Source organism: Bacillus sp. WC2503 (assembly GCF_052682895.1).
Genome location: NZ_JBQYMD010000001.1, coordinates 786,483 through 806,783, shown reverse-complemented (window position 1 = coordinate 806,783; position 20,301 = coordinate 786,483). Strand labels below are relative to the sequence as shown.

The following is a 20,301-nucleotide window of genomic DNA, read 5'->3' as shown; positions in this document are numbered from 1 at the left end:
CTCTTATAGTGGACCGGAAATACCTTGTTTGCGAATCATGATGAAGTGGAAGGCCATTAAACCTAGAAGTGCTGCTGGTAAGAAGAAGACATGAATAGCAAAGAAGCGAGTTAATGTTTGAGCGCCAACAATTTCGGAATGACCAGCGAGTAATGTTTTAATATAAGGACCAATGAGCGGCGTTTGCTCTGCGATTTGAATCCCTACTTTCGTAGCAAATAACGCTTTCATATCCCACGGTAATAAATATCCGGTAAAACCAAGACCTAACATAACAAAGAAAATAAGAACACCAACAATCCAGTTTAACTCACGAGGTTTTTTATACGCACCTTGGAAGAAAACTCTGAGTGTATGTAAAAACATCATTACAATTACGAGACTAGCACCCCAGTGGTGCATGCCACGAACAATTTGCCCGTACGCAACTTCATTTTGTAAATAGTAAACAGATTCCCACGCATTTTTAATATCAGGCACATAATACATCGTCAAAAACATTCCAGATAAAATTTGAATTACAGTAACGAAAAAGGTAAGTCCTCCAAAGCAATAAACGAATGCAGAAAAGTGATGTGCCGGGTTTACATGTTCAGGTACTTCATGATCAGCGATATCGCGCCATATCGGTGTAATATCTAAACGTTCATCTACCCAATCATAAATTTTATTTAGCATCTACTTTGCACCCCCTTTTGGCTTCGCTTTCCCTAAATACAGCGTTCCATCTTTCACTTTAGACTCGTACACATCAAGCGGAGCAAGTGGCGGTGTGCCTTTAATGTTCATACCATCTTTTGTATAACGTCCTCCGTGACACGGGCAAAAGAATTGATTCGGATGTGCTTTGTCCGAATTCCAGTTCACTGTACACCCTAAATGTTTACACACTGGAGAAAATGCAACGATGTCTCCGCTTTCATCTTTATGCACCCAAGCAGATTTTGGCTCTTCAGACTTGTACCATCCGTCAACCTGTTTCACCTTAAAGTCGAAACGCTTCGGCTCTGTTGTAATATCCTTTACTTGCGCAACAGCAACCATATCTGTTCCCGCTTCTTTTCTTAACACCGGATCAAGCGCAAATCGCGTCATCGGCATTAAAATACCCGCTGCCATAAAGCCTCCTACTCCTGTAAGTGTGTAATTTAAAAACTGTCTTCTTGACACACGATGTTCTTTCTCGCTCACGAAAATTTCCCCCCTCTATCAGAAATTGTCCCCTCGTGAAAAATAATATAAAAAATAAATACTAGGACACTATCATGATATAATACCCTCATGCACAGGTCAATATCATACTACTCATAATAATAAGAACTTTCTGTTTATTGCTATTTTCCCCATTTTTCTTCTAACATTACCATTATATTTTTTATATGAGCGTGAATGACTTCTCTCTTCGCTTGATCACTAAATTGTTCTAACGCTAATGAGGGTAACCAAAATAAATCCCCCTGTAACTCTTGCATATCTTCTTTCCATGAAAAATCACTTGTAACATAAGCAATATGTTTAAAGCCTTGACTTTGTAAATGATCTGTCCATTCTTGCAAACGAGCTTTTTCATTCTTTTGACTTTCTACTAAATACGTAAATGCAGGTAGTAAAAGCACTCTTCCTTTATATTCTCTTTCCAACTCCATACTCAACAATTCAATAAATTCACCTTGTTCTACTACCGTTTTCATTTCTTTTGCTGCTGAAATTGACAAAAGAGGTATTACCCCTGTATCTACATACTCCCTTGCTTGCTCAAACTGTTCCACGTCTTTTACAATCCATTTCACATTTCTTCCCTCCCTCCAGCTAAAATGACAGAACTTTCACTTTATATATATTAAACCATACTAAAAGGGGTAAAAAAAGAAAAACTACCCAAGATAGGTAGTTTTTCTTAAAAAAAGTCCGAAATTTGTAAAAATTCAATAATTCAAATAAATCCTATAAAGTCTTTAACTCCGCCGTTAACCTATGAAACGCTTCCTTATCTTGCTTATCCAACGCTTCATCAATTTGTTTCAAAAGACGTTCTCTTCTAAATGAAAATACACTCTCTTCTAAAAATCTCTCTGCAAGTAAACGATCTTTTTCATTTACTTCAATATGCTTTGGTAAATATGGATTGTCTTCTAATACAGCTACATAGTTTGCGTTTTGGAACGATGATTTAAAGTTGAGTTGAATATAAATATCCTCATCTCGATTTAAACGAATATCATGAAACGATTTTTCAGCATCTGTTGTCATAACATTTTGTTTAAAAAAGTGAAACGGTGTGTCTTTCACGCAATTTGCTGACATCACTAAGCCACGCGGACAATATTTTGCATGCTCTACGAAGTGGACTTTATGCATTAATTGGTCGTGACTCATTAAATAATTCAAAATCCATACACATTCACGCTGTTTCAGTTGGTAATTATTCAAAAACCATTTCACAAAATCCTTCTTCTCGTTTACAGAAACAGGGGTATTCATAGCAATTAAGTCCCTCCTCTGTCTTTCTCTTTTCTTTTTAGATTCAAGAAGCGGCATTCAGTTTCCTTCCAACTTATGAAAAATCCTCTAAATTATATAACAACTCTTCAATATGAATTTGTGTCGGGTCTAGTTGTAATAACTGAGTAAACACTTCTTTGGCCTCTTTTCGCATTCCTTCTTCCAATAAGAAATAACCGTACTCTTCCAAGAAGTCTGGATGATTCTTAAAAGAAGTATATGCACTTTCATAGTGCTTTAATGCATCCGAATACATTTCTAATTGTTTTTTTGCAAACGCAAGATCCCAAAGTAGTTGTGTATCTGGCTCTCCGCTATCAATAGCACGCTCTACAACTGTGATTAACTCTTCATACTTTTCTTGTCCTTTTAAAATATATGCATATTTTAATATTGCACCTAAATGTCCTGGATCTAACTCAAGCGCTTTTTGAAGCACTTCCTCTGCCTCTGCTACTTTTCCTAATTTAGCTGCAATGCTCGCTAATTCTACATAAAACGGAACAGCAAGCTCATCTACTTTAATTCCTTCTTGAAGTGTTTCATAGCTTTCTTGCAGCATTCCTTCTTTTTCATAGCTTTTCGCTAAATACATGTATAGTGATGCGTACTCAGGATCTAATTCTTTTAGTTCTTGCCAAGCACCAATTGCTCTTTGATATTCTTCTCCTTGATATAATGTGAAAGCATATCCAAATAAGGAGTGAATATCTTTTTGCTCCTCTAAGCCTGCTTCATAGTAAGAGATCGCTTCTTCCCAGTTTCCAATTGCACTTAACGTTTCTGCGAGACGAAGTGCAATGACAACACCCCCCATTACTTTATGTTCCGCTAATAGCGACTCGTAATAAGTAATTGCCTTTTGTTCTTCACCTTTACTACTATATAATTCTGCTAATCCAAACGTAATAACAGGTTCGTCAGGCATCAATTCTTTCGCCTTTAATAGTTTTTGCTCTGCTACATCATCAAAACCTTGCATTTGGAATAAATCTGCAACAAGCAATAACGATTGAACATATAAATCATCATTTTCTGGAATATCATGAAGTACTTCAATCGCTTCATCTTCTTTATCTAAATCAATATATAATTCTGCTAAAAATACCGTAAATTCACTCTCTTCCGGATATAGCAAGCGTAAATCTTCTGTTATTACTAGCGCCTCATCCGTAAACCCAAGTGTATGATAGTAGCGAGCGATATCATACTTCTCTTCATCATTCGCAACTTGTAATTGTTCTTTTAATAATTGTAATCCTTTTTCCGCTTCACCATTTTCAATATATGACACAGCTTGTTCAAACTTTTGCATAAACGTCTCCTTTAATTCTAAAAAATATTCTCTTCTGTTCATTTATCCCGCTATTAACGGGCAGTCAGACCCCCACCTCAAAATTCAGCTAAGGCAAAGAAGTTAGTTTGGGGATCAACTGCCCATAAAAGCCCGATTGGTTCAACTAATAATTAGCGGGGGATAAACATCCCCCACTGATTAAAGTTTCACTTTATCATAAGCAACGCACTGTTATAACGCAACCTTTAGAATGGGCATGCTCCTTCTTGTACTTTTTCTTATAGCGTAGCTACTTGTTCAAAAAGTTCGGATGTGACACCGATCCCTCACTACTTTCTATTGTACCGTTTTCTTTCATGACCGTGCAAATAACTTCCCTTATTAATTATGAAGCAACACCAACCAAGCTTTTAGGAGCTGTTCATGCGGGATAAAAAAGACTCCTATAAAAGGAGCCTTCACAATTTCTTAAGAATAGGTTTCTTCTTTCTTAACTTGCTCATTTACAAGCTCTTTCAGTAATTCTATAATTTCATCATTTTCTTCTTTCAATCCGACGGTAATACGAATGCCATCATGTATTCCAAATGCAGCACCAGAACGAACAATATATCCTTTCTTCATTAATCGTTCGAAAGCTTCATTACCAGAAATACCAAGTTTTAAGAAAATGAAATTTGTTTGAGACGGATAATAGAATACGTTATATTCCTTACAAAATGCATAGTATTGATTTAACCCTTCAGCATTTTTTTGCACACAGTCTTGTAAAAATGTTTGATCTTCTAATGCAGCTATTGCTACAGCTTGGGCTACAGTCGATGTATTGAACGGTAACCTTGCTACTTCCAACTGCCCGATTAACTTCGCATCACCAATCGCATATCCAATTCGAAAAGCAGCTAAGCCATATGCTTTTGAAAATGTACGTAATACCATAAGATTTTCATATTTTTCAAGAAGTGGCAATGTTTGCGGATAGTCTTTTGCTTCCGCATATTCATAATATGCTTCATCCATAATAACGAGCGCTGACTTAGGTACTGATTCTAAAAATGAAAGTAATTTTTGTTTCTCTACATATGTACCTGTCGGGTTATTCGGATTACAAATCCACACAATCTTCGTTTTATCATCTACTTGTTGTAACATTGCATCTAAATCGTGAATGCCATCTTTAAGTGATACTTCACGAACTTCTGCCCCTTCAATAACAGCATGGTGATGGTATTGCGAGAATGTGGGATTCGCCATTACAACATTTGTTCCTTCATGTAGTAAGGCACGGCTAATCATTTGAATAACTTCATCTAACCCACTACCAAATAACAGTTGTTCCGCTTTTACACCTAAATGATCAGCTACTTTTGTCCGAAGTTCAAAAGCATATCCATCTGGATAAAGAGCGTATTGACTCACTAATGATGTTAACGCTTCTGTCACATTCGTAGAACAACCGAATGGATTTTCGTTCGATGCTAATTTCACAATTTTTGATAATCCATATTCTCTTTTTACTTCTTCAATATTTTTCCCAGGTACATATGCTCTCAAAGTTAACAATTGCTCTTTCACTCTCATTTTTCTTCCCCCAGTCATTTTATTGAATTCGATTACAGTAAGGGATTATAATCCCTTACTGTAATCTTTTATCATAACCGTCACTATTACGAAAACACCTCTAAATAAGCACTTCATAACTGTTCCCTATATTTTTAAGCCATATCCTTTTGAAATGCTTCTAACGCAATATGAACAGTCTCATCAGGAATAGATACGACGTTCACCACCCCATATTCCTGCATAAGTACCATATGAATTGTTCCAGCATTTGCTTTCTTATCTTGTTTCATCAGTTGAACGAGGCGCTCTACATTCAAATCGCTTGGCATTTTTGGATAGCCGTATTGCAAGAACCACTGCTTTATCTCTTCATAAGCAAGATCAACTTTATACACTTGCTCACTTAAAAATAAAGCAAATAACATCCCAACTGCTACTCCGTCACCGTGGGTAATATTTCCATATCCAATCTCTTTTTCAAGAGCATGCCCTAGCGTATGTCCAAAGTTCAAATGAGCACGTACACCTTTTTCTGTTTCATCTTGCGATACAATATTTGCTTTTACAGGAATCGCCTTCATTAATATGTGAATTAACTTCTCATCACGAAGATCCGCCAATGTTTGCACTTCTTCTTTTAACCAATGATACAGTTCAACATCACCAATCAAAGCATGTTTTATCACTTCTGCAAAACCTGAACGCCATTCTTTTTCAGGAAGAGAGTATAAAAATGGTGTATGATATACAACCGCTTCTGGCTGATGGAATGCACCAATCATATTCTTCCCTAACGGATGGTTAATTGCTACTTTCCCGCCTACTGCACTATCGTGAGCTAATAAAGTCGTTGGAACTTGGACAAAGCGAATGCCACGCATAAACGACGCAGCAACAAAACCAGCCAAATCTCCAATCATTCCGCCTCCAAGTGCGATAATTAAAGAATTTCTATCTAATTTATTTTCAAGAGCTGACGTATGAGCCGCATAGAAATTTTCAAAAGACTTCTCTTTTTCACCACTCGGTACAACGAATGAAAATACTTCTTGCTCTACTTGCAATGCATTCACAACTGTCTGTAAATGTAAAGATGCAACAACTTCATCTGAAATGATCATTACGTTAGATACAACTGGCTGCATATTTTGAACAAATGTTGTCAAATGTAATAATGCCTCTTTCCCAACATGTACATCATATTCTTTTGATTTCGTTTGAATATGTATGTTTTCCATTAAAATCCCCTCGCATATTCATTATGTTTCTCCATATTTTCACGAATAAGATCCATACGATCTAATCCAAATTGTTCTATTAAAGCAGTCGCTAATTCCCAAGCCACAACAGCTTCTGCAACGACACTAGCTGCTGGTACAGCACAACTATCTGAACGTTCAATGCTTGCTGTAAAAGGTTCTTTCGTATCAATATCCACACTTTGAAGAGGTTTATATAGTGTAGGTATCGGTTTCATCACACCGCGTACAACAATTGGCATTCCAGTCGTCATACCGCCTTCTAATCCACCTGCATGATTCGTTCTTCGTGTATATCCACGTGCTTCATTCCACAGAATTTCATCATGAACTTCACTTCCGGGTCTATGCGCTGCTTCAAAACCAATTCCAATCTCAACACCTTTAAAGGCATTAATGCTCATAATCGCGGCTGCTAATTTCGCATCCAGTTTTCGATCATAATGCACATAACTTCCTACTCCAATTGGCATTCCTTCCACAATTACTTCAACGATGCCACCGATTGAATCACCATTTGCTTTCGCATCATCAATTGCTTTTATCATTTGGTTGCCAGCTTCTTCATCTAAACAACGTACAGGTGATGCTTCTGTAATACTTTTTAATTCTTCAATTGAACGATACGTAATCTCCTTAGCTTGTACACCGCCAATTTCAATTACATGGCCTGCCACTGTAATACCAAGTTCCGCTAACACTTTTTTAGCAACCGCACCAGCAGCAACACGCACTGTCGTTTCGCGTGCTGAAGAACGTTCAAGTACATTTCTCATATCTCTATGACCATATTTAATCGCACCATTTAAATCAGCATGTCCAGGTCTTGGTTTTGTTACTTTCCTCTTCATTTCTTTTTCTTCTTGTTCCGTTAACGACTCTGCACCCATAATTTTTGTCCAGTGTGCAAAATCACGATTTTCAACAACAAGTGCAATTGGAGAACCTAATGTCTCTCCATGTCTAACACCACTTGCAATTTGCACTTGATCTGTTTCAATTTGCATGCGTCTACCACGCCCATATCCCTTTTGCCTTCTAGCTAACTCTTCATTTATATCATCCGCTACTAAAGGCAGTCCTGCTGGAATACCTTCTATAATCGTTGTAAGTTGTGGACCATGAGATTCACCAGCTGTAATATATCGCATACGTTATTCCTCTTTTCGTATATGTATTTATCTCGCTATATTAAGCAATGATATTATCTTTCATTACTCTAAAAATATGAAAGAAATTATATGATTGATCAGCCATTCGCTTATTCTCCGATAGGCCTTTTACTTTACATATCAATATATCATAACCGCTCTAACTTCGTAACTAATCCAAATAAAAAAAGTGCAAGAAGAATACCCCTATTCTTCTTGCACTTTTTACTATTATCACAGTGATTAAAGCGTTTACAAATTATTTCAAAATAATTAGTAAATCCATTCATTCATTAATTTTGAGTAGTCTACCAATTCTTCTTCTTTAAAGAAAATAGCAATCTCGCGCTCTGCGCTTTCTAAAGAATCAGAACCGTGGATAATGTTTTTCGCAACAGTTACACCGAAATCTCCACGAATTGTTCCAGGAGCCGCTTCATGTGGTCTTGTTTTACCCATCATATTACGAGCTGTATCTACTACACCTTCACCTTGCCATACCATTGCAAATACAGGTCCAGATGTAATAAAGTCTACTAATTCACCAAAGAAAGGTTTTTCCTTATGCTCACCGTAGTGTTGTCCAGCAATTTCCGGAGTGACTTGCATTAATTTTGCACCAACTAATTGAAAGCCCTTTTTCTCAAAACGAGCTACAATTTCCCCAATGAAGGCACGTTGTACACCGTCTGGTTTTACCATTAGAAATGTTTTTTCCATAAAAAATCTCTCCACTTCTGAATTATGTATGTAATTGTATATCCCCACACACATATTAACACCCTTATCACAATTGTGCAATAGTTTTGAAATAGAGAGATTATTTTATTTTTTAGAATAAACACTAAAATTTTCGTTTTCCAATATACTTTGCAACATTTTGTAATGCATACTTTGCTTGCCCACGTGGGAGTGGTTTTATTATTTCCAATGCTTTATGTAAATAACGTTCGCTAAACGCAAATGCTTGATCAATAGCTGTACTATTTTTTACAGCATCAATAATTTCTTTCATTTCACTTGCTGTTGTATTTTCATGTACAGAAGTGATTTTCTTGCGGAGTATTGGATCTTCCATCGCATATAAAGCAGGCAGCGTAATATTTCCTTGTAGTAAGTCACCACCAGCAGGTTTTCCAAGTTTCTCTTCTGTTGAAACGAAATCTAAAATGTCATCAATAATTTGATAAGACATTCCTACGAAATACCCATACCAAAACAAACGATTTACCATATCACGATTAGCACCAGCAGCAATCGCCCCTAGCTGACAACTCGCAGCAATTAATAATGCTGTTTTTCGCTTTATCCTTCTTAAATACGTTCGTAAATTTTGGTCATAGTTATATTTATCTTTAATTTGTTCAATTTCACCTTTACATACTTCTAAAATTGTATGCGACAGTGCCTGATGCGCCTCTGGAATTTCGATATTTGTTACACATTCAAGAGACTTAGCAAACAGATAGTCTCCTGTATACATTGCAATACGATCTCCCCATTTCGCATTCACAGTCGCACTACCGCGTCGTAAAAACGCTGCATCAATAACGTCATCGTGAACGAGAGAAGCCATATGAATAAGTTCCAACGCAACAGCGACGTGCTTAATTGCGTCTAACTTATAATCCCCGAATTTCCCTGCAAGCAACACGAATACAGGACGAATTCGCTTCCCACCAGCTTCAATGAGTTGTAATGCCGCCTCTTCTACTAATGGCTGTTCAGAAGCAACTGTCTTTTTTAATTCTTTTTCTATTACATTAATATCCGATCGTAAAAAAGAGTACATAAGTTGTAACTTCATATTGTTCACCTTAACCTAAAACTTCTTTTTTCTATTTTGATTCTGGTTTCATACCTAAATGCATCGCTGCTACTCCAAAAGTAAATGGTTTCACTTGTACACGTTCAAGTCCAGCTTCCTCAAACATTTGAGCCAATTCTTTCATCCCTGGGAATGTACTAGCGGATTCTTGAAGCCATGAATATTCTTTATAGCTTTTCGCAAACATCTTTCCAAATAACGGCATGATATATTTAAAGTATAAAATATACCCTTGTCGAAAACCAATCATTGTTGGTTGCGATGTTTCTAGGCAGATTACTTTACCACCTGGTTTTACTACACGTGTCATTTCTTTTAATACGTGTAAATAATCTGGTACGTTACGCAAACCAAATCCAATCGTTACATAATCAAATGTATGATCTTCAAATGGAAGTTCCATTGCATTTCCATGTAGAAGTTCTACTTGTTTTAATTGTAACGCCTCTACCTTTTGTTTACCGACAGATAACATGTTTTCACTGAAGTCTAGGCCAACAACCTTCCCCTGCTCACCTACAGCTCCTGCTAGCGCAATTGTCCAATCCGCTGTCCCGCAGCACACATCAAGCGCTTTACTGCCAGGTTTTACATCCATAATACGCATCGTCTCTTTACGCCATGCTTTATGTCTTTGAAAACTAATTACAGAATTCATCACATCGTATTTATCTGAAATTTTCTCAAATACATCATGTACTCTTTCTTCTTTTGATTGTTGCATGCTCGTACCTTCTTCCAATGTAAAATTGCTTATGTCTTCGATTTATCTCTTAACACAGAATTTATTTCACTTATGTCTGTGTGATCTTCTAAAAATTGATCTTCTTTCTTTCGTAATTCCATCATCCATTCATTAATAACTGTTTCTGCATCAGCTTTATCCCCTAAAGCCTCTTGCACTGCTTGAAAAACAGGTGAATGTTGTTTATCAGCATACAGTTGACATTCTTTTTGGAGACGATTTTTCCCTAATACATACGTTATAAATGGTTTCCAATGTGATAAATGGAAATGATCACATGTTTTTTGAAGGAGCGCAGATTCAATCGTTACTACACTCTCCATTATGTTATCCATCTTGTCATGCGCTTTTTGGTATAGCATAATTTTATGTTCATTAATCTCTTTAATTCCTTCAGCAAGCGCGCGAATTAAAACAATATCACGATTCATAGACAATAAGTAATAATATAGCCCACTATAGTAATCACCTGCAAGTACTGTTAACTGGCGGCGTTTATGCGATTCAATCGCTTCTTCCCCCGCTTTGTTTGATACTCTTTCATGTGTATCAAGCGCAATTTGCACAAGCATAATCGTTACTACATAATGCTCAATTTGTTCTATATGTAAATTTTCACTTTTTAAAGCTCCATATAACAATGCTATTTTCTCTTCATCAATACATGGTTCTTCAATATAGTTTATGAAATAAGGATGGCGTAATTTCTCCATCAATTTCTCTTTTATACCCGCATACCCTCCGTAGATGTCACACACAAAAAATCACCCTTGTTTTCTAATTCATAAAACTTATTATAACACATACATTCTATTTTCTATAACCAAAACTTGGCTACACCTTCCATTGATGTAAGCAATCTTTCTATTCTCACTCTGCCCAACTAACACTATATCATTTATTTACTTGTAAAAAAAAGAAAAGCAGTTTCCCGCTTTTCTTTACTTCGTTTTAATAAAAGATAAAATTTCACTACGCGCTGCAGCATCATTTTCAAGCACACCACGTACTGCCGTCGTTATCGTTTTCGCACCTGGTTTTTTCACACCACGCATCGTCATACACATATGTTCTGCTTCTACTACTACCATTACACCATGCGGCTCTAGTACTTCCATGATAGAATTAGCCACTGTTGATGTAATACGTTCTTGTAGTTGTGGACGACGTGCAATTGTATCTACAGTACGAGCTAATTTACTTAACCCCGTCACCTTTCCGCCTTGCGGAATATATGCAACGTGAGCAACTCCATAGAATGGAACTAGATGATGCTCACACATCGAATAAAATGGTATATCTTTTACTAGTACAAGCTCTTCGTGATCTTCTCCGAATACTTTATGCAAATGCTCTTTTGGATCTTCATGCATCCCCGAGAACACTTCTGCGTACATTTTTGCAACGCGCTTCGGTGTATCAAGTACTCCCTCACGATTTGGGTCATCTCCGATTGCCTCTAAAATAAGGCGTACTGCGTGTTCAATTTGTTCTAAATTAACTTTTGCCATCCGCTAGCCCTCCCGAAAACCTAAAAGTGATACGAACACATTCTAGCATATTTATGTTTTTAAAAGCAAAAAGAAGAGTTCCCAAAAAGGAAACTCTTCTTCCCTGTTAATATGTAAGGATTATTTAACCGCATCTTTTAACGCTTTACCAGGTTTGAATGCAGGTACTTTACTTGCAGCGATTTCAATCTCCTCACCTGTTTGTGGGTTACGACCTTTACGAGCCGCACGCTCACGAACTTCGAAGTTACCGAATCCGATCAATTGTACTTTATCACCTTGTTTTAAAGCTTCTAAGATAGAATCAAAAACAGCGTCTACTGCTTTTGTTGCGTCCTTTTTAGAAAGGGAACTTGCTTCTGCAACAGCATTGATTAAATCTGTCTTGTTCATGCCATTCACCTCCTCCCAAAGATAAGACTGTATAATGATCATAAAATGAGTCTTACTTTCATTTGTAGGCAATTTTTACAAATTCTATACTACAAAGATGTAGATAAATCATTATCAACGCCTATATTATACGATTCTCCTTTATAATTCAATATTTTTAAGGAAATTGTTACTCTTAAAATGTGAAAATCTGATGAAACTTGACAATTTACAACAATGTATTAGATAATGACTGTTTATTTTTCTATTCCATACGTAAAAAATAAAAAAATCCCTCTACAATGAGAGGGATTTTTTCTTATAATATAATCGCAATTAATCCGCCAGATCCTTCATTAATAATTCTTTCTAGTGTTTCTTTTAATTTATATCTAGCATTTTCTGGCATTAAAGATAGTTTTGCTTGAATTCCTTCTCGAACAATAGAGCTAAGCGAACGTCCGAATATATCGGAATTCCAAATTGATAATGGATCATCTTCAAAATCTTGCATTAAATAACGAACTAATTCTTCACTTTGCTTTTCAGTACCAATAATCGGCTCAAACGTCGATTCAACATCTACTTTAATCATATGAATAGATGGAGCTACCGCTTTTAATTTCACACCAAACCTTGAACCGTGACGTATGATTTCCGGCTCATCTAAGCTCATATCAGCTAGTGCAGGTGCTGCTACACCATATCCTGTTTGCTTTACCATACGCAGGGCATCCGCCACTTGATCATATTCTATTTTCGCATGAGATAAGTCGAGCATAAGCTTCAGTAAATGATCTTTCCCTCGAATTTCTACCCCTACTACTTCTTTTAAAATTTGATCGTACAATTCATCTGGCGCATATAAATCAATCTCTGCCACACCTTGCCCCATATCAATGCCAGCTAGACTTGCCCGATCAATAAATTCATATTGACTAAACTGCCAAACGACACGGTCCACATCACGAAGACGTTTTATATCCTTCACAGTCTCTTGAACTGCTTCTTGATAACTTTTGCGTAACCAATGCCCTTCATTTAGCACCATTACCCAACTAGGAAGGTTTACATTCACCTCTAATACTGGGAACTCAAATAACGCTTCTCGAAGTACATTATATACATCTGTTTCTCTTAAACTCTCTACACTCATCGCAATTACTGGTATATCATATTCTTCAGATAAACTTTGGCGTAATTGCTCTGTATCCGGATGATACGGCTGTACAGTATTGATAATCATAATGAAAGGCTTTCCAACTTCTTTTAACTCATTTACAACGCGTTCTTCTGCCTCTATATAATCTCTTCTTGGTATTTCGCCAATCGTTCCATCCGTTGTAATTACAACACCAATTGTTGAATGTTCTTGAATTACTTTGCGCGTGCCGATTTCTGCAGCTTCATGGAATGGAATAGGCTCTTCATACCAAGGAGTATTAATCATACGCGGGCCATTCTCATCTTCATAGCCTTTTGCTCCTGGAACCGTATATCCAACACAATCTACTAATCGAATATTTACTTCAAGTCCTTCATCTACTTCGATAGAAACCGCTTGGTTTGGAACAAACTTCGGTTCCGTCGTCATGATTGTACGACCAGCAGCACTTTGAGGCAGTTCATCCTGCGCTCTTTGGCGGTCAGATTCATTCTCAATGTTCGGAATAACAACAAGTTCCATAAATTTTTTAATGAATGTTGATTTCCCTGTTCGAACAGCTCCTACAACTCCAAAATAAATATCACCGCCTGTGCGTTCCGCAATATCTTTAAAAATATCTACCTTTTCCAAGTGATTCCCTCCCTCAAAATTTTTGGGAATAATTCCGCGTATATAGTCAACTAATACCTTCTCTAACGTTGCCTATAATATCTGATATAATATAATGGTATTCTAGAAGTTCGGACAATATATCAAATAATTTTGTCCAATTTCATATGACTATTTAAAAAATACTTTTTGTTTGCATCACAAGTTGTATAACATAAAAAACCTTTCTTCTAGAACTTATTCGCTAAAAGAAAGGTTCATGACTTATGATTTAAAAAAAATTGGTTCTCCGTCCTTCACCGTATACGGTAAAGAATATGCGGGAACAAATGGGGAGTCTTTCGATAGTATATTTCGAATATCTTCCCCTTCCTTAAATTGCCCTTCATTTTTTTTCAACACTTCATATAAGTCGATTCTGTAGTCAACAAATACTTCTCCTTTTTCATTGATTACAAAAGGAAGTCCTTTACCAGAATACGGACTTGTCACTTGCGGTACATCTTTATATCCTAGTTTTTTGTAATCCAATTCATATACCCCGTCTGAAATTACTTTTTTAAACGGTGGATATCTATGTTCATCACGGTACATCCTTAGTTTTAATGATAATTCCTGAATTTGTTCAACCATCCTTATATCAATTAACTTTACGGTCGGATTTGTTTCAACATCTATTAATACGTATTGGTATACCCCTCCACTTTCATACGCATTCCCTGGTGCTTCTTGTATGTAGCGCGGAGCAATTTTTTGAAAATCGATTGGATACTTTTGATAAATAGGTGTACTCATATCACGCGTTTTAATTGGCAATATCCCACCATTTTGTTCCTTATATGTCGTAATAGCTTTTTGAACAACTTGTAACTGATCTTCATAAGGAACAGCATTTTGTTTCATATTTTCTTTCGGATACATACACCCTGTTAAAACGCTGATGCAACAAAATATTAAAATAATATGGATTTTTTTCACTAACAATCACCTTTTCACGCTAGTATAACTTACTCCTTATGTAACATTTTGAGATACACTCCTCTTACTGCTCCACAGGTCCACTAAATACAACAAGAAAAATAACAATACCCGACACAATCATGAGGGTGTACGCTACTAACGCTGTAATCCCTTTCAGAAATTTATTTTTCATTTTATGCCTACTTAATAAAATAAAAACTACTGCAACAAACATAAATCCCATTGCCCCTAAGGAAAACCACATTTTTATAAGCCCTTCTGACATATATACACCCCTTTACTTCCAATCTATTTTTATACTATTTTAACAAATTAAAATCTTTAAACAAATACAATTCATCATTTTAATGTAAATTAACAAAATTTATGTACAAAAATATAACCGAAGCGCATTATTTTGCGCTTCGGTTGACCAAATATGCCCTTACCAGCTCTATTCCCATTCTTTCATGGCTATCATATGCAATCTACAATCTCTTTGTTTCTCATAATTTATTTTTTAAACATTTTGCTTAACGAGCCAAAATCTGCTGGCATATTATTGTTAATAATCGCTTTTACAATTTGATCCTCTTGCTCTTTCGGCACCTCACGTCCTGCCATAAGAGCTACTTGATGAATCAATTGACGAAGCACAGTTTCATCACGTAAATTCGCATTTTGTACAGATGACGCTAATTTAAAAATATCCTCTTTGTTCACTTTCGCTTCCTTCTCAATATTATTAAAAATGTTATTATCCATTCTTTTCACCCTCTCCTCAAGTTACACTTCATCCTATGCAAAAATAAAAAAATGGTGAAAAGACCCAATCAAAAAATAAAAAAGCGACAGGAGTACAAATTGTACTTCTGTCGCTTTTATTTAAAGTAAATCAGGTATAGCTTCCACTTCATGTTTTCGAACGCGTCCCATCAATGAGCCTACTGCATCCTTTACATCATTCCCATTGAACAACACGTCATATAAAGCAGCTGTAATCGGCATTTCAACTTCCATCTTCTCTGCCAATTCATGAGCAGCTTTCGTTGTTCTTACGCCTTCTACAACCATCCCCATACTTTCTAACACTTCTTCTAAAGAGTGCCCTTTTCCGAGCATATTTCCAGCACGCCAATTTCGGCTATGAACACTTGTACAAGTTACTATCAAGTCTCCCATACCAGTTAGACCAGCGAACGTTAAAGGATTTCCGCCCATTTTTCTTCCTAAACGAGCAATTTCCGTTAAACCACGTGTCATTAATGCCGCTTTCGCATTATCACCTAATCCAAGACCATCCGTTATCCCTGCAGCTAATGCGATAATATTTTTTAAAGCACCACCAAGCTCAACTCCAACAATATCAGGATTTGTGTATACACGGAAGTAGCTATTCATAAACAAATCTTGTACTTCCTCAGCCGCTTCCATACGCTTCGCTGCCGATGTAACAGTTGTCGCTTGACGTAAGCCGACTTCTTCAGCATGACTCGGTCCAGACAGTACAACAACATCTTTAATCAAGTTCTCTGGAATTTCTTCCTCAATCACTTCCGAAATACGTTTTGACGTACCTGGTTCGATCCCTTTACTTGCATGAATCCACGTAACTGGTTCTGTAACAATTTCTTTCATCTCTTGTAATACATCTCTGTACGCTTTCGTCGGTACTACTAACAGTACTGTATTTACATCTACTAATGCTTCTTCTAAAGAAGAGTAGGCTACGATTGTGCTTGGCAATGTAATTCCTGGAAGATATCGACTATTCTCATGTTTCGCATTAATCTCATCCATAAGTTCAGAACGATTTCCCCAAATACGTACATCATGTCCATTGTCAGCTAATACCATCGCTAACGCTGTTCCCCAGCTACCTGCTCCTATTACTGTGATTTTTGTCATAAAATCACATCCTCTCCATTAGTCTCTTGCTCTAGCGATAATGTGAATCGGTGTTCCTACAAAACCGAACGCTTCACGTAAACGATTCTTTAAGAAGCGCTCATATGAAAAGTGCATTAATTCTGTATCGTTTACAAACACAACAAATGTCGGTGGTTTTACCGCAACCTGTGTCGCATAGAAGATCTTCAGACGGCTACCATTATGAGTCGGCGTTGGATTCATCGCTACAGCATCCATAATTACATCATTTAATACATTCGTTTGTACACGGATACTATGACTTTCATTTACTTCATTAATAACTGGTAACAATGTTTGTGTACGTTTTTTCGTTTTCGCAGATAAGAATACAATCGGTGCATAGTCCAAGAATTGGAAATGAGCACGAATATTTTCTTCAAATGCTTTCATTGTTTTCTCATCTTTTTTCACTGCATCCCATTTGTTTACAACGATAATAACAGCTCGTCCTGAATCATGAGCATATCCAGCAATTTTTTTATCCTGTTCAATAATTCCTTCTTCTCCGTCTAAAACGACTAAAACAACGTCAGAACGTTCAATCGCTCTAAGCGCACGAAGTACACTATATTTTTCTGTGCTTTCGTATACTTTCCCTTTTTTACGCATACCAGCTGTATCGATAATTACATAATCTTGACCATCTTTGCTATATGGTGTATCAACAGCATCACGTGTCGTTCCTGCTATATTACTTACAATTACACGTTCTTGACCAAGAAGTGCATTTACAAGTGATGATTTCCCTACGTTTGGACGTCCAATTAAAGAGAAACGGATTGTTTCATCGTCATACGCTTCTTCTTCAATCTTCGGAAAATGATTTGCAGCTTCATCTAACAAATCACCAAGTCCTAAACCATGTGTACCTGAAATCGGGAATGGCTCACCGAATCCTAATGCATAGAAATCATAAATGTCACTACGCATTTCTGGATTATCAACCTTATTTACCGCAAGTACAATAGGTTTTTTAGAACGATATAAAATTTTAGCAACTTCTTCATCTGCTGCAGTTACACCATCGCGACCATTCGTCATAAAAATGATAACATCTGCTTCATCAATCGCTACTTCCGCCTGTTGACGAATTTGTGTCAAGAACGGCTCGTCTCCAATATCAATTCCACCTGTATCAATAATGTTAAACTCATGATTTAACCATTCTCCCGCACTATAAATACGGTCTCGCGTTATACCTGGTATATCTTCTACGATTGAAACTCTTTCTCCAACAATTCTATTGAAAATAGTAGATTTTCCTACGTTCGGGCGGCCTACTATTGCTATTACTGGTTTCGGCATATACTTTCATCCTTTCAACTTGCTTCTGTTTATTATGTAAAAAACCCTTCTTTGTGCAAGAAGGGATTTGCATTCCAGAATATTTCTCAACGTATCAAAACACCTCATATTATAACACACGTTGCTAATGTTTCACAATAATATATACATTCTCTTGTAAGCGATGCGCAATACCATCTAATATCGCCTCTAAATTATTTGCAACAAATTCTAGTTCCTCTTTCGTCTCACAAGTAAATAAGGGAGCTCCGCCTGCAAACTTTTCCGGTGTCGTTGTAATTACTGCGAGAATAACACTTTCTAACATCATCTTTTATCTCCCCTTCCTTTCGGGGCTTCCGATGACATATGAACGGCACTTTCTAGCGTTGGCACATTCCCTATGACACCTATCGCTTTCTCGGCATCTTGGTCTTGCGGCAAGACAAAGATGCCAACTCTTCCATCTTCTAAATCACGCTTTGCTAACGGTACAAGTGCTGGTGTACCTGAATCCCTATATATCCCTAGAGCAACAGAGACATCATGTAAAATAGCTTGCCGTTGTCCTAAATTTGCAATTGTAACCATCGCATCAATTGATTTCGGTTTTAAAATAAAACCCATTCCATATTTCATAATTTCTTCTTGCCTTGCCGGCAATCCAATATTCATAATATAAATATTATCAATATAAAGCCCCGCTCCTTCAAAGCGAAGCGGTACATGCTCGATATCAACAAGATCATGTAACCTTTTGCCTGACATTAATTTTTTCGCAATAAAAAATGCTATTATAGCCATAATTACTCCAGCAATCCATGAATGGAACCCTATATACGCAAACGTCGTTGCAAATGACGTTAACATCGCCAAATAGTTGCGACTTTCAAAAACTAATGCAATTCCTTCAATGTATGTATTTCCACGCGGTACGAGCTCATATCCATCTAATTGTTGAAGCGTATTTCTTTCCATATTACGCACATCACGAAATTGCGTCGCTGCTAACGTAAGAAATGTAATGGCAGAAAAATCTTTTTTCAAAATAGACGGGATTGCAATCGCTCCTAAGGCTGCGGCAATTAACCCCATCGCAATATGAATAATTTTCCCATGAAGCCTCGTTGGATATTGCCGCGTATCCGTGCGAAGCATTAACACTCTCGTTACCGTCCCTGCTATTACGCCACATAAAATGGCTGGTGTATATTCAGTCATGTATTACCCTCGCCTTTCTTTTACGTGTTTTCCGCTTAAACTGTTCCATGTATACTGATACTTTTGCAATCCAAAATAAAATTGTCATAAACAATGTAGAAACGGCGATGATATCAAAAAACGCTAAACTACCGTAATCATAAGGGAAGTTTAGTTTTCGAAAAATAAGTGTCACTAACAACTCTCCTTGCAACATCCCTATATATAAAGAACATAATCGCAGGAAACGATCTCCATGCAATAAAACTGATGCATACACAAGGGCACCACTTAACAGAAACAACCTATCCACCACAATCCAAATCGGGTCATATACTTCTAACAAATGAAAACTTGTATATAACATTGCAATAATAAGCGCCGAAAGTAAGGTATATATTTTTTTCCAAATAGAATATAGCGTAATCCCTATAAAAGAAATAATACAAAGTAAAAGAGCATTTATTGATACCGTGAATGAAGCAATCGTTACATGTAACGGAGAGCAAATTATAAAAATCAATATACAAGCACTTAACTTCCATCGAATAGATTCCTTTTTCATAAAGAAAGTTACGATAACCCACCCTATCCAAGCTACAAAATAAAAAGTACTCCCATCCATCATTTCACCTCCTATGTTTTCCATTATGGGAACTTTTTATGAAAGTTAATCCCCCTTTCTTTACGCATAGTTTTTTCATATAACAGCAACACTTTTAATAAGGAGGTGCTATTCACAATGGGTAAAGATCGCCAAGAACGAAAACTAAGAGAATCACGCCGCGTTGAATCGGATCGCGACCAATCACTTCAATATCCTGGTGCAACAAGTCTTGATACACCGGAGCAAGCTCGCAAGCAAAATCAGCACTAAACATACAAAAAGACGGTTTCGATATTGTCCGAAACCGTCTTTT

At 36.8% G+C, this 20,301-nt stretch carries 24 protein-coding genes; 1 reads left to right on the top strand and 23 read right to left on the bottom strand.

Annotated features, from left to right (window positions below; genetic code table 11):
* Positions 1-3: 3 nt before the first annotated feature.
* The 23 genes from qcrB to ACUN26_RS04255 all read right to left on the bottom strand — a co-directional run bounded on the left by qcrB (position 4) and on the right by ACUN26_RS04255 (position 20,006).
* Positions 4-678, bottom strand: coding sequence for a menaquinol-cytochrome c reductase cytochrome b subunit (gene qcrB, locus ACUN26_RS04365; RefSeq protein WP_000932700.1), 675 nt, complete (start codon positions 676-678; stop codon positions 4-6).
* Positions 679-1,191 carry a menaquinol-cytochrome c reductase iron-sulfur subunit gene (qcrA, locus tag ACUN26_RS04360; protein ID WP_001290419.1) on the bottom strand — a complete coding sequence of 171 codons (513 nt, stop codon included), beginning with the start codon at positions 1,189-1,191 and terminating at the stop codon, positions 679-681.
* A gap of 143 nt (positions 1,192-1,334) precedes the next feature.
* Positions 1,335-1,790 (bottom strand): YpiF family protein, encoded by a 456-nt coding sequence (locus ACUN26_RS04355; RefSeq protein WP_000871316.1) that lies wholly within the window; start codon positions 1,788-1,790, stop codon positions 1,335-1,337.
* A gap of 154 nt (positions 1,791-1,944) precedes the next feature.
* On the bottom strand, positions 1,945-2,481 hold the full coding sequence (locus tag ACUN26_RS04350; RefSeq protein ID WP_001095919.1) for a ReoY family proteolytic degradation factor: 537 nt from the start codon (positions 2,479-2,481) through the stop codon (positions 1,945-1,947).
* A gap of 73 nt (positions 2,482-2,554) precedes the next feature.
* Positions 2,555-3,817, bottom strand: coding sequence for a tetratricopeptide repeat protein (locus ACUN26_RS04345; RefSeq protein ID WP_001168690.1), 1,263 nt, complete (start codon positions 3,815-3,817; stop codon positions 2,555-2,557).
* 450 nt (positions 3,818-4,267) lie between these two features.
* Entirely contained in the window at positions 4,268-5,380 is a 1,113-nt protein-coding gene (gene hisC / locus ACUN26_RS04340) for a histidinol-phosphate transaminase (protein WP_001264040.1), read from the bottom strand.
* 134 nt (positions 5,381-5,514) lie between these two features.
* On the bottom strand, positions 5,515-6,600 hold the full coding sequence (aroB, locus tag ACUN26_RS04335) for a 3-dehydroquinate synthase (RefSeq protein WP_000427689.1): 1,086 nt from the start codon (positions 6,598-6,600) through the stop codon (positions 5,515-5,517).
* Positions 6,600-7,772, bottom strand: coding sequence for a chorismate synthase (gene aroC / locus ACUN26_RS04330; protein WP_001269353.1), 1,173 nt, complete (start codon positions 7,770-7,772; stop codon positions 6,600-6,602). Before aroC ends, aroB begins: the two co-directional genes overlap by 1 nt.
* A gap of 273 nt (positions 7,773-8,045) precedes the next feature.
* Positions 8,046-8,492: a nucleoside-diphosphate kinase gene (ndk, locus tag ACUN26_RS04325; RefSeq protein WP_000415890.1), complete on the bottom strand. Its 447-nt coding sequence runs from the start codon at positions 8,490-8,492 to the stop codon at positions 8,046-8,048.
* 124 nt (positions 8,493-8,616) lie between these two features.
* Positions 8,617-9,579, bottom strand: coding sequence for a heptaprenyl diphosphate synthase component II (gene hepT / locus ACUN26_RS04320; protein ID WP_000776088.1), 963 nt, complete (start codon positions 9,577-9,579; stop codon positions 8,617-8,619).
* A gap of 31 nt (positions 9,580-9,610) precedes the next feature.
* On the bottom strand, positions 9,611-10,324 hold the full coding sequence (menG, locus tag ACUN26_RS04315) for a 2-heptaprenyl-1,4-naphthoquinone methyltransferase (protein ID WP_001187664.1): 714 nt from the start codon (positions 10,322-10,324) through the stop codon (positions 9,611-9,613).
* A gap of 29 nt (positions 10,325-10,353) precedes the next feature.
* Positions 10,354-11,103: a heptaprenyl diphosphate synthase component 1 gene (locus ACUN26_RS04310; RefSeq protein WP_000332836.1), complete on the bottom strand. Its 750-nt coding sequence runs from the start codon at positions 11,101-11,103 to the stop codon at positions 10,354-10,356.
* Between the two features lie 183 nt (positions 11,104-11,286).
* Positions 11,287-11,856 carry a GTP cyclohydrolase I FolE gene (gene folE, locus ACUN26_RS04305; protein WP_001151479.1) on the bottom strand — a complete coding sequence of 190 codons (570 nt, stop codon included), beginning with the start codon at positions 11,854-11,856 and terminating at the stop codon, positions 11,287-11,289.
* A 120-nt stretch (positions 11,857-11,976) separates the two neighbouring features.
* Entirely contained in the window at positions 11,977-12,249 is a 273-nt protein-coding gene (locus ACUN26_RS04300; protein WP_001043860.1) for an HU family DNA-binding protein, read from the bottom strand.
* 298 nt (positions 12,250-12,547) lie between these two features.
* Positions 12,548-14,026, bottom strand: a complete 1,479-nt coding sequence (gene spoIVA, locus ACUN26_RS04295) for a stage IV sporulation protein A (protein ID WP_000416518.1) — start codon at positions 14,024-14,026, stop codon at positions 12,548-12,550.
* 243 nt (positions 14,027-14,269) lie between these two features.
* Complete coding sequence (locus ACUN26_RS04290; RefSeq protein ID WP_000719829.1) at positions 14,270-14,983, bottom strand: hypothetical protein; 714 nt, start codon at positions 14,981-14,983, stop codon at positions 14,270-14,272.
* A gap of 64 nt (positions 14,984-15,047) precedes the next feature.
* The gene (locus ACUN26_RS04285) at positions 15,048-15,251 is read right to left on the bottom strand and encodes a DUF2768 domain-containing protein (protein ID WP_001289001.1); all 204 of its coding nucleotides are present in this window, start codon (positions 15,249-15,251) and stop codon (positions 15,048-15,050) included.
* Positions 15,252-15,478: 227 nt separating this feature from the next.
* The gene (locus ACUN26_RS04280) at positions 15,479-15,730 is read right to left on the bottom strand and encodes a stage VI sporulation protein F (protein ID WP_000369753.1); all 252 of its coding nucleotides are present in this window, start codon (positions 15,728-15,730) and stop codon (positions 15,479-15,481) included.
* A 120-nt stretch (positions 15,731-15,850) separates the two neighbouring features.
* Positions 15,851-16,873 carry an NAD(P)H-dependent glycerol-3-phosphate dehydrogenase gene (locus ACUN26_RS04275; RefSeq protein WP_000161758.1) on the bottom strand — a complete coding sequence of 341 codons (1,023 nt, stop codon included), beginning with the start codon at positions 16,871-16,873 and terminating at the stop codon, positions 15,851-15,853.
* An 18-nt stretch (positions 16,874-16,891) separates the two neighbouring features.
* Complete coding sequence (der, locus tag ACUN26_RS04270; RefSeq protein ID WP_001125887.1) at positions 16,892-18,202, bottom strand: ribosome biogenesis GTPase Der; 1,311 nt, start codon at positions 18,200-18,202, stop codon at positions 16,892-16,894.
* A 124-nt stretch (positions 18,203-18,326) separates the two neighbouring features.
* Positions 18,327-18,512 carry a capping complex subunit for YIEGIA gene (locus tag ACUN26_RS04265; RefSeq protein WP_000979055.1) on the bottom strand — a complete coding sequence of 62 codons (186 nt, stop codon included), beginning with the start codon at positions 18,510-18,512 and terminating at the stop codon, positions 18,327-18,329.
* Positions 18,509-19,402, bottom strand: coding sequence for a YIEGIA family protein (locus ACUN26_RS04260; protein ID WP_000141591.1), 894 nt, complete (start codon positions 19,400-19,402; stop codon positions 18,509-18,511). Before ACUN26_RS04260 ends, ACUN26_RS04265 begins: the two co-directional genes overlap by 4 nt.
* Positions 19,395-20,006 (bottom strand): YphA family membrane protein, encoded by a 612-nt coding sequence (locus tag ACUN26_RS04255; protein ID WP_000349114.1) that lies wholly within the window; start codon positions 20,004-20,006, stop codon positions 19,395-19,397. The genes ACUN26_RS04260 and ACUN26_RS04255 overlap by 8 nt, the downstream gene beginning before the upstream one ends.
* A 117-nt stretch (positions 20,007-20,123) precedes the next feature.
* Between ACUN26_RS04255 and ACUN26_RS04250 the strand changes: the two genes are divergently transcribed.
* Positions 20,124-20,258: a YpzI family protein gene (locus ACUN26_RS04250; protein ID WP_000513901.1), complete on the top strand. Its 135-nt coding sequence runs from the start codon at positions 20,124-20,126 to the stop codon at positions 20,256-20,258.
* Positions 20,259-20,301 lie beyond the last annotated feature (43 nt).

Excerpts from the sequence above, each read along its gene's own strand:
- ACUN26_RS04280 (WP_000369753.1), bottom strand. The coding sequence starts at position 15,730 with ATGGATAATAACATTTTTAATAATATTGAGAAGGAAGCGAAAGTGAAC.
- aroB (WP_000427689.1), bottom strand. The coding sequence starts at position 6,600 with ATGGAAAACATACATATTCAAACGAAATCAAAAGAATATGATGTACAT.
- ACUN26_RS04285 (WP_001289001.1), bottom strand. The coding sequence starts at position 15,251 with ATGTCAGAAGGGCTTATAAAAATGTGGTTTTCCTTAGGGGCAATGGGA.
- hisC (WP_001264040.1), bottom strand. The coding sequence starts at position 5,380 with ATGAGAGTGAAAGAGCAATTGTTAACTTTGAGAGCATATGTACCTGGG.
- ACUN26_RS04345 (WP_001168690.1), bottom strand. The coding sequence starts at position 3,817 with ATGCAAAAGTTTGAACAAGCTGTGTCATATATTGAAAATGGTGAAGCG.
- ndk (WP_000415890.1), bottom strand. The coding sequence starts at position 8,492 with ATGGAAAAAACATTTCTAATGGTAAAACCAGACGGTGTACAACGTGCC.
- ACUN26_RS04260 (WP_000141591.1), bottom strand. The coding sequence starts at position 19,402 with ATGACTGAATATACACCAGCCATTTTATGTGGCGTAATAGCAGGGACG.
- ACUN26_RS04275 (WP_000161758.1), bottom strand. The coding sequence starts at position 16,873 with ATGACAAAAATCACAGTAATAGGAGCAGGTAGCTGGGGAACAGCGTTA.
- der (WP_001125887.1), bottom strand. The coding sequence starts at position 18,202 with ATGCCGAAACCAGTAATAGCAATAGTAGGCCGCCCGAACGTAGGAAAA.
- qcrB (WP_000932700.1), bottom strand. The coding sequence starts at position 678 with ATGCTAAATAAAATTTATGATTGGGTAGATGAACGTTTAGATATTACA.
- ACUN26_RS04350 (WP_001095919.1), bottom strand. The coding sequence starts at position 2,481 with ATGAATACCCCTGTTTCTGTAAACGAGAAGAAGGATTTTGTGAAATGG.
- hepT (WP_000776088.1), bottom strand. The coding sequence starts at position 9,579 with ATGAAGTTACAACTTATGTACTCTTTTTTACGATCGGATATTAATGTA.
- ACUN26_RS04265 (WP_000979055.1), bottom strand. The coding sequence starts at position 18,512 with ATGATGTTAGAAAGTGTTATTCTCGCAGTAATTACAACGACACCGGAA.
- aroC (WP_001269353.1), bottom strand. The coding sequence starts at position 7,772 with ATGCGATATATTACAGCTGGTGAATCTCATGGTCCACAACTTACAACG.
- folE (WP_001151479.1), bottom strand. The coding sequence starts at position 11,856 with ATGGCAAAAGTTAATTTAGAACAAATTGAACACGCAGTACGCCTTATT.
- ACUN26_RS04250 (WP_000513901.1), top strand. The coding sequence starts at position 20,124 with ATGGGTAAAGATCGCCAAGAACGAAAACTAAGAGAATCACGCCGCGTT.
- ACUN26_RS04300 (WP_001043860.1), bottom strand. The coding sequence starts at position 12,249 with ATGAACAAGACAGATTTAATCAATGCTGTTGCAGAAGCAAGTTCCCTT.
- ACUN26_RS04255 (WP_000349114.1), bottom strand. The coding sequence starts at position 20,006 with ATGGATGGGAGTACTTTTTATTTTGTAGCTTGGATAGGGTGGGTTATC.
- menG (WP_001187664.1), bottom strand. The coding sequence starts at position 10,324 with ATGCAACAATCAAAAGAAGAAAGAGTACATGATGTATTTGAGAAAATT.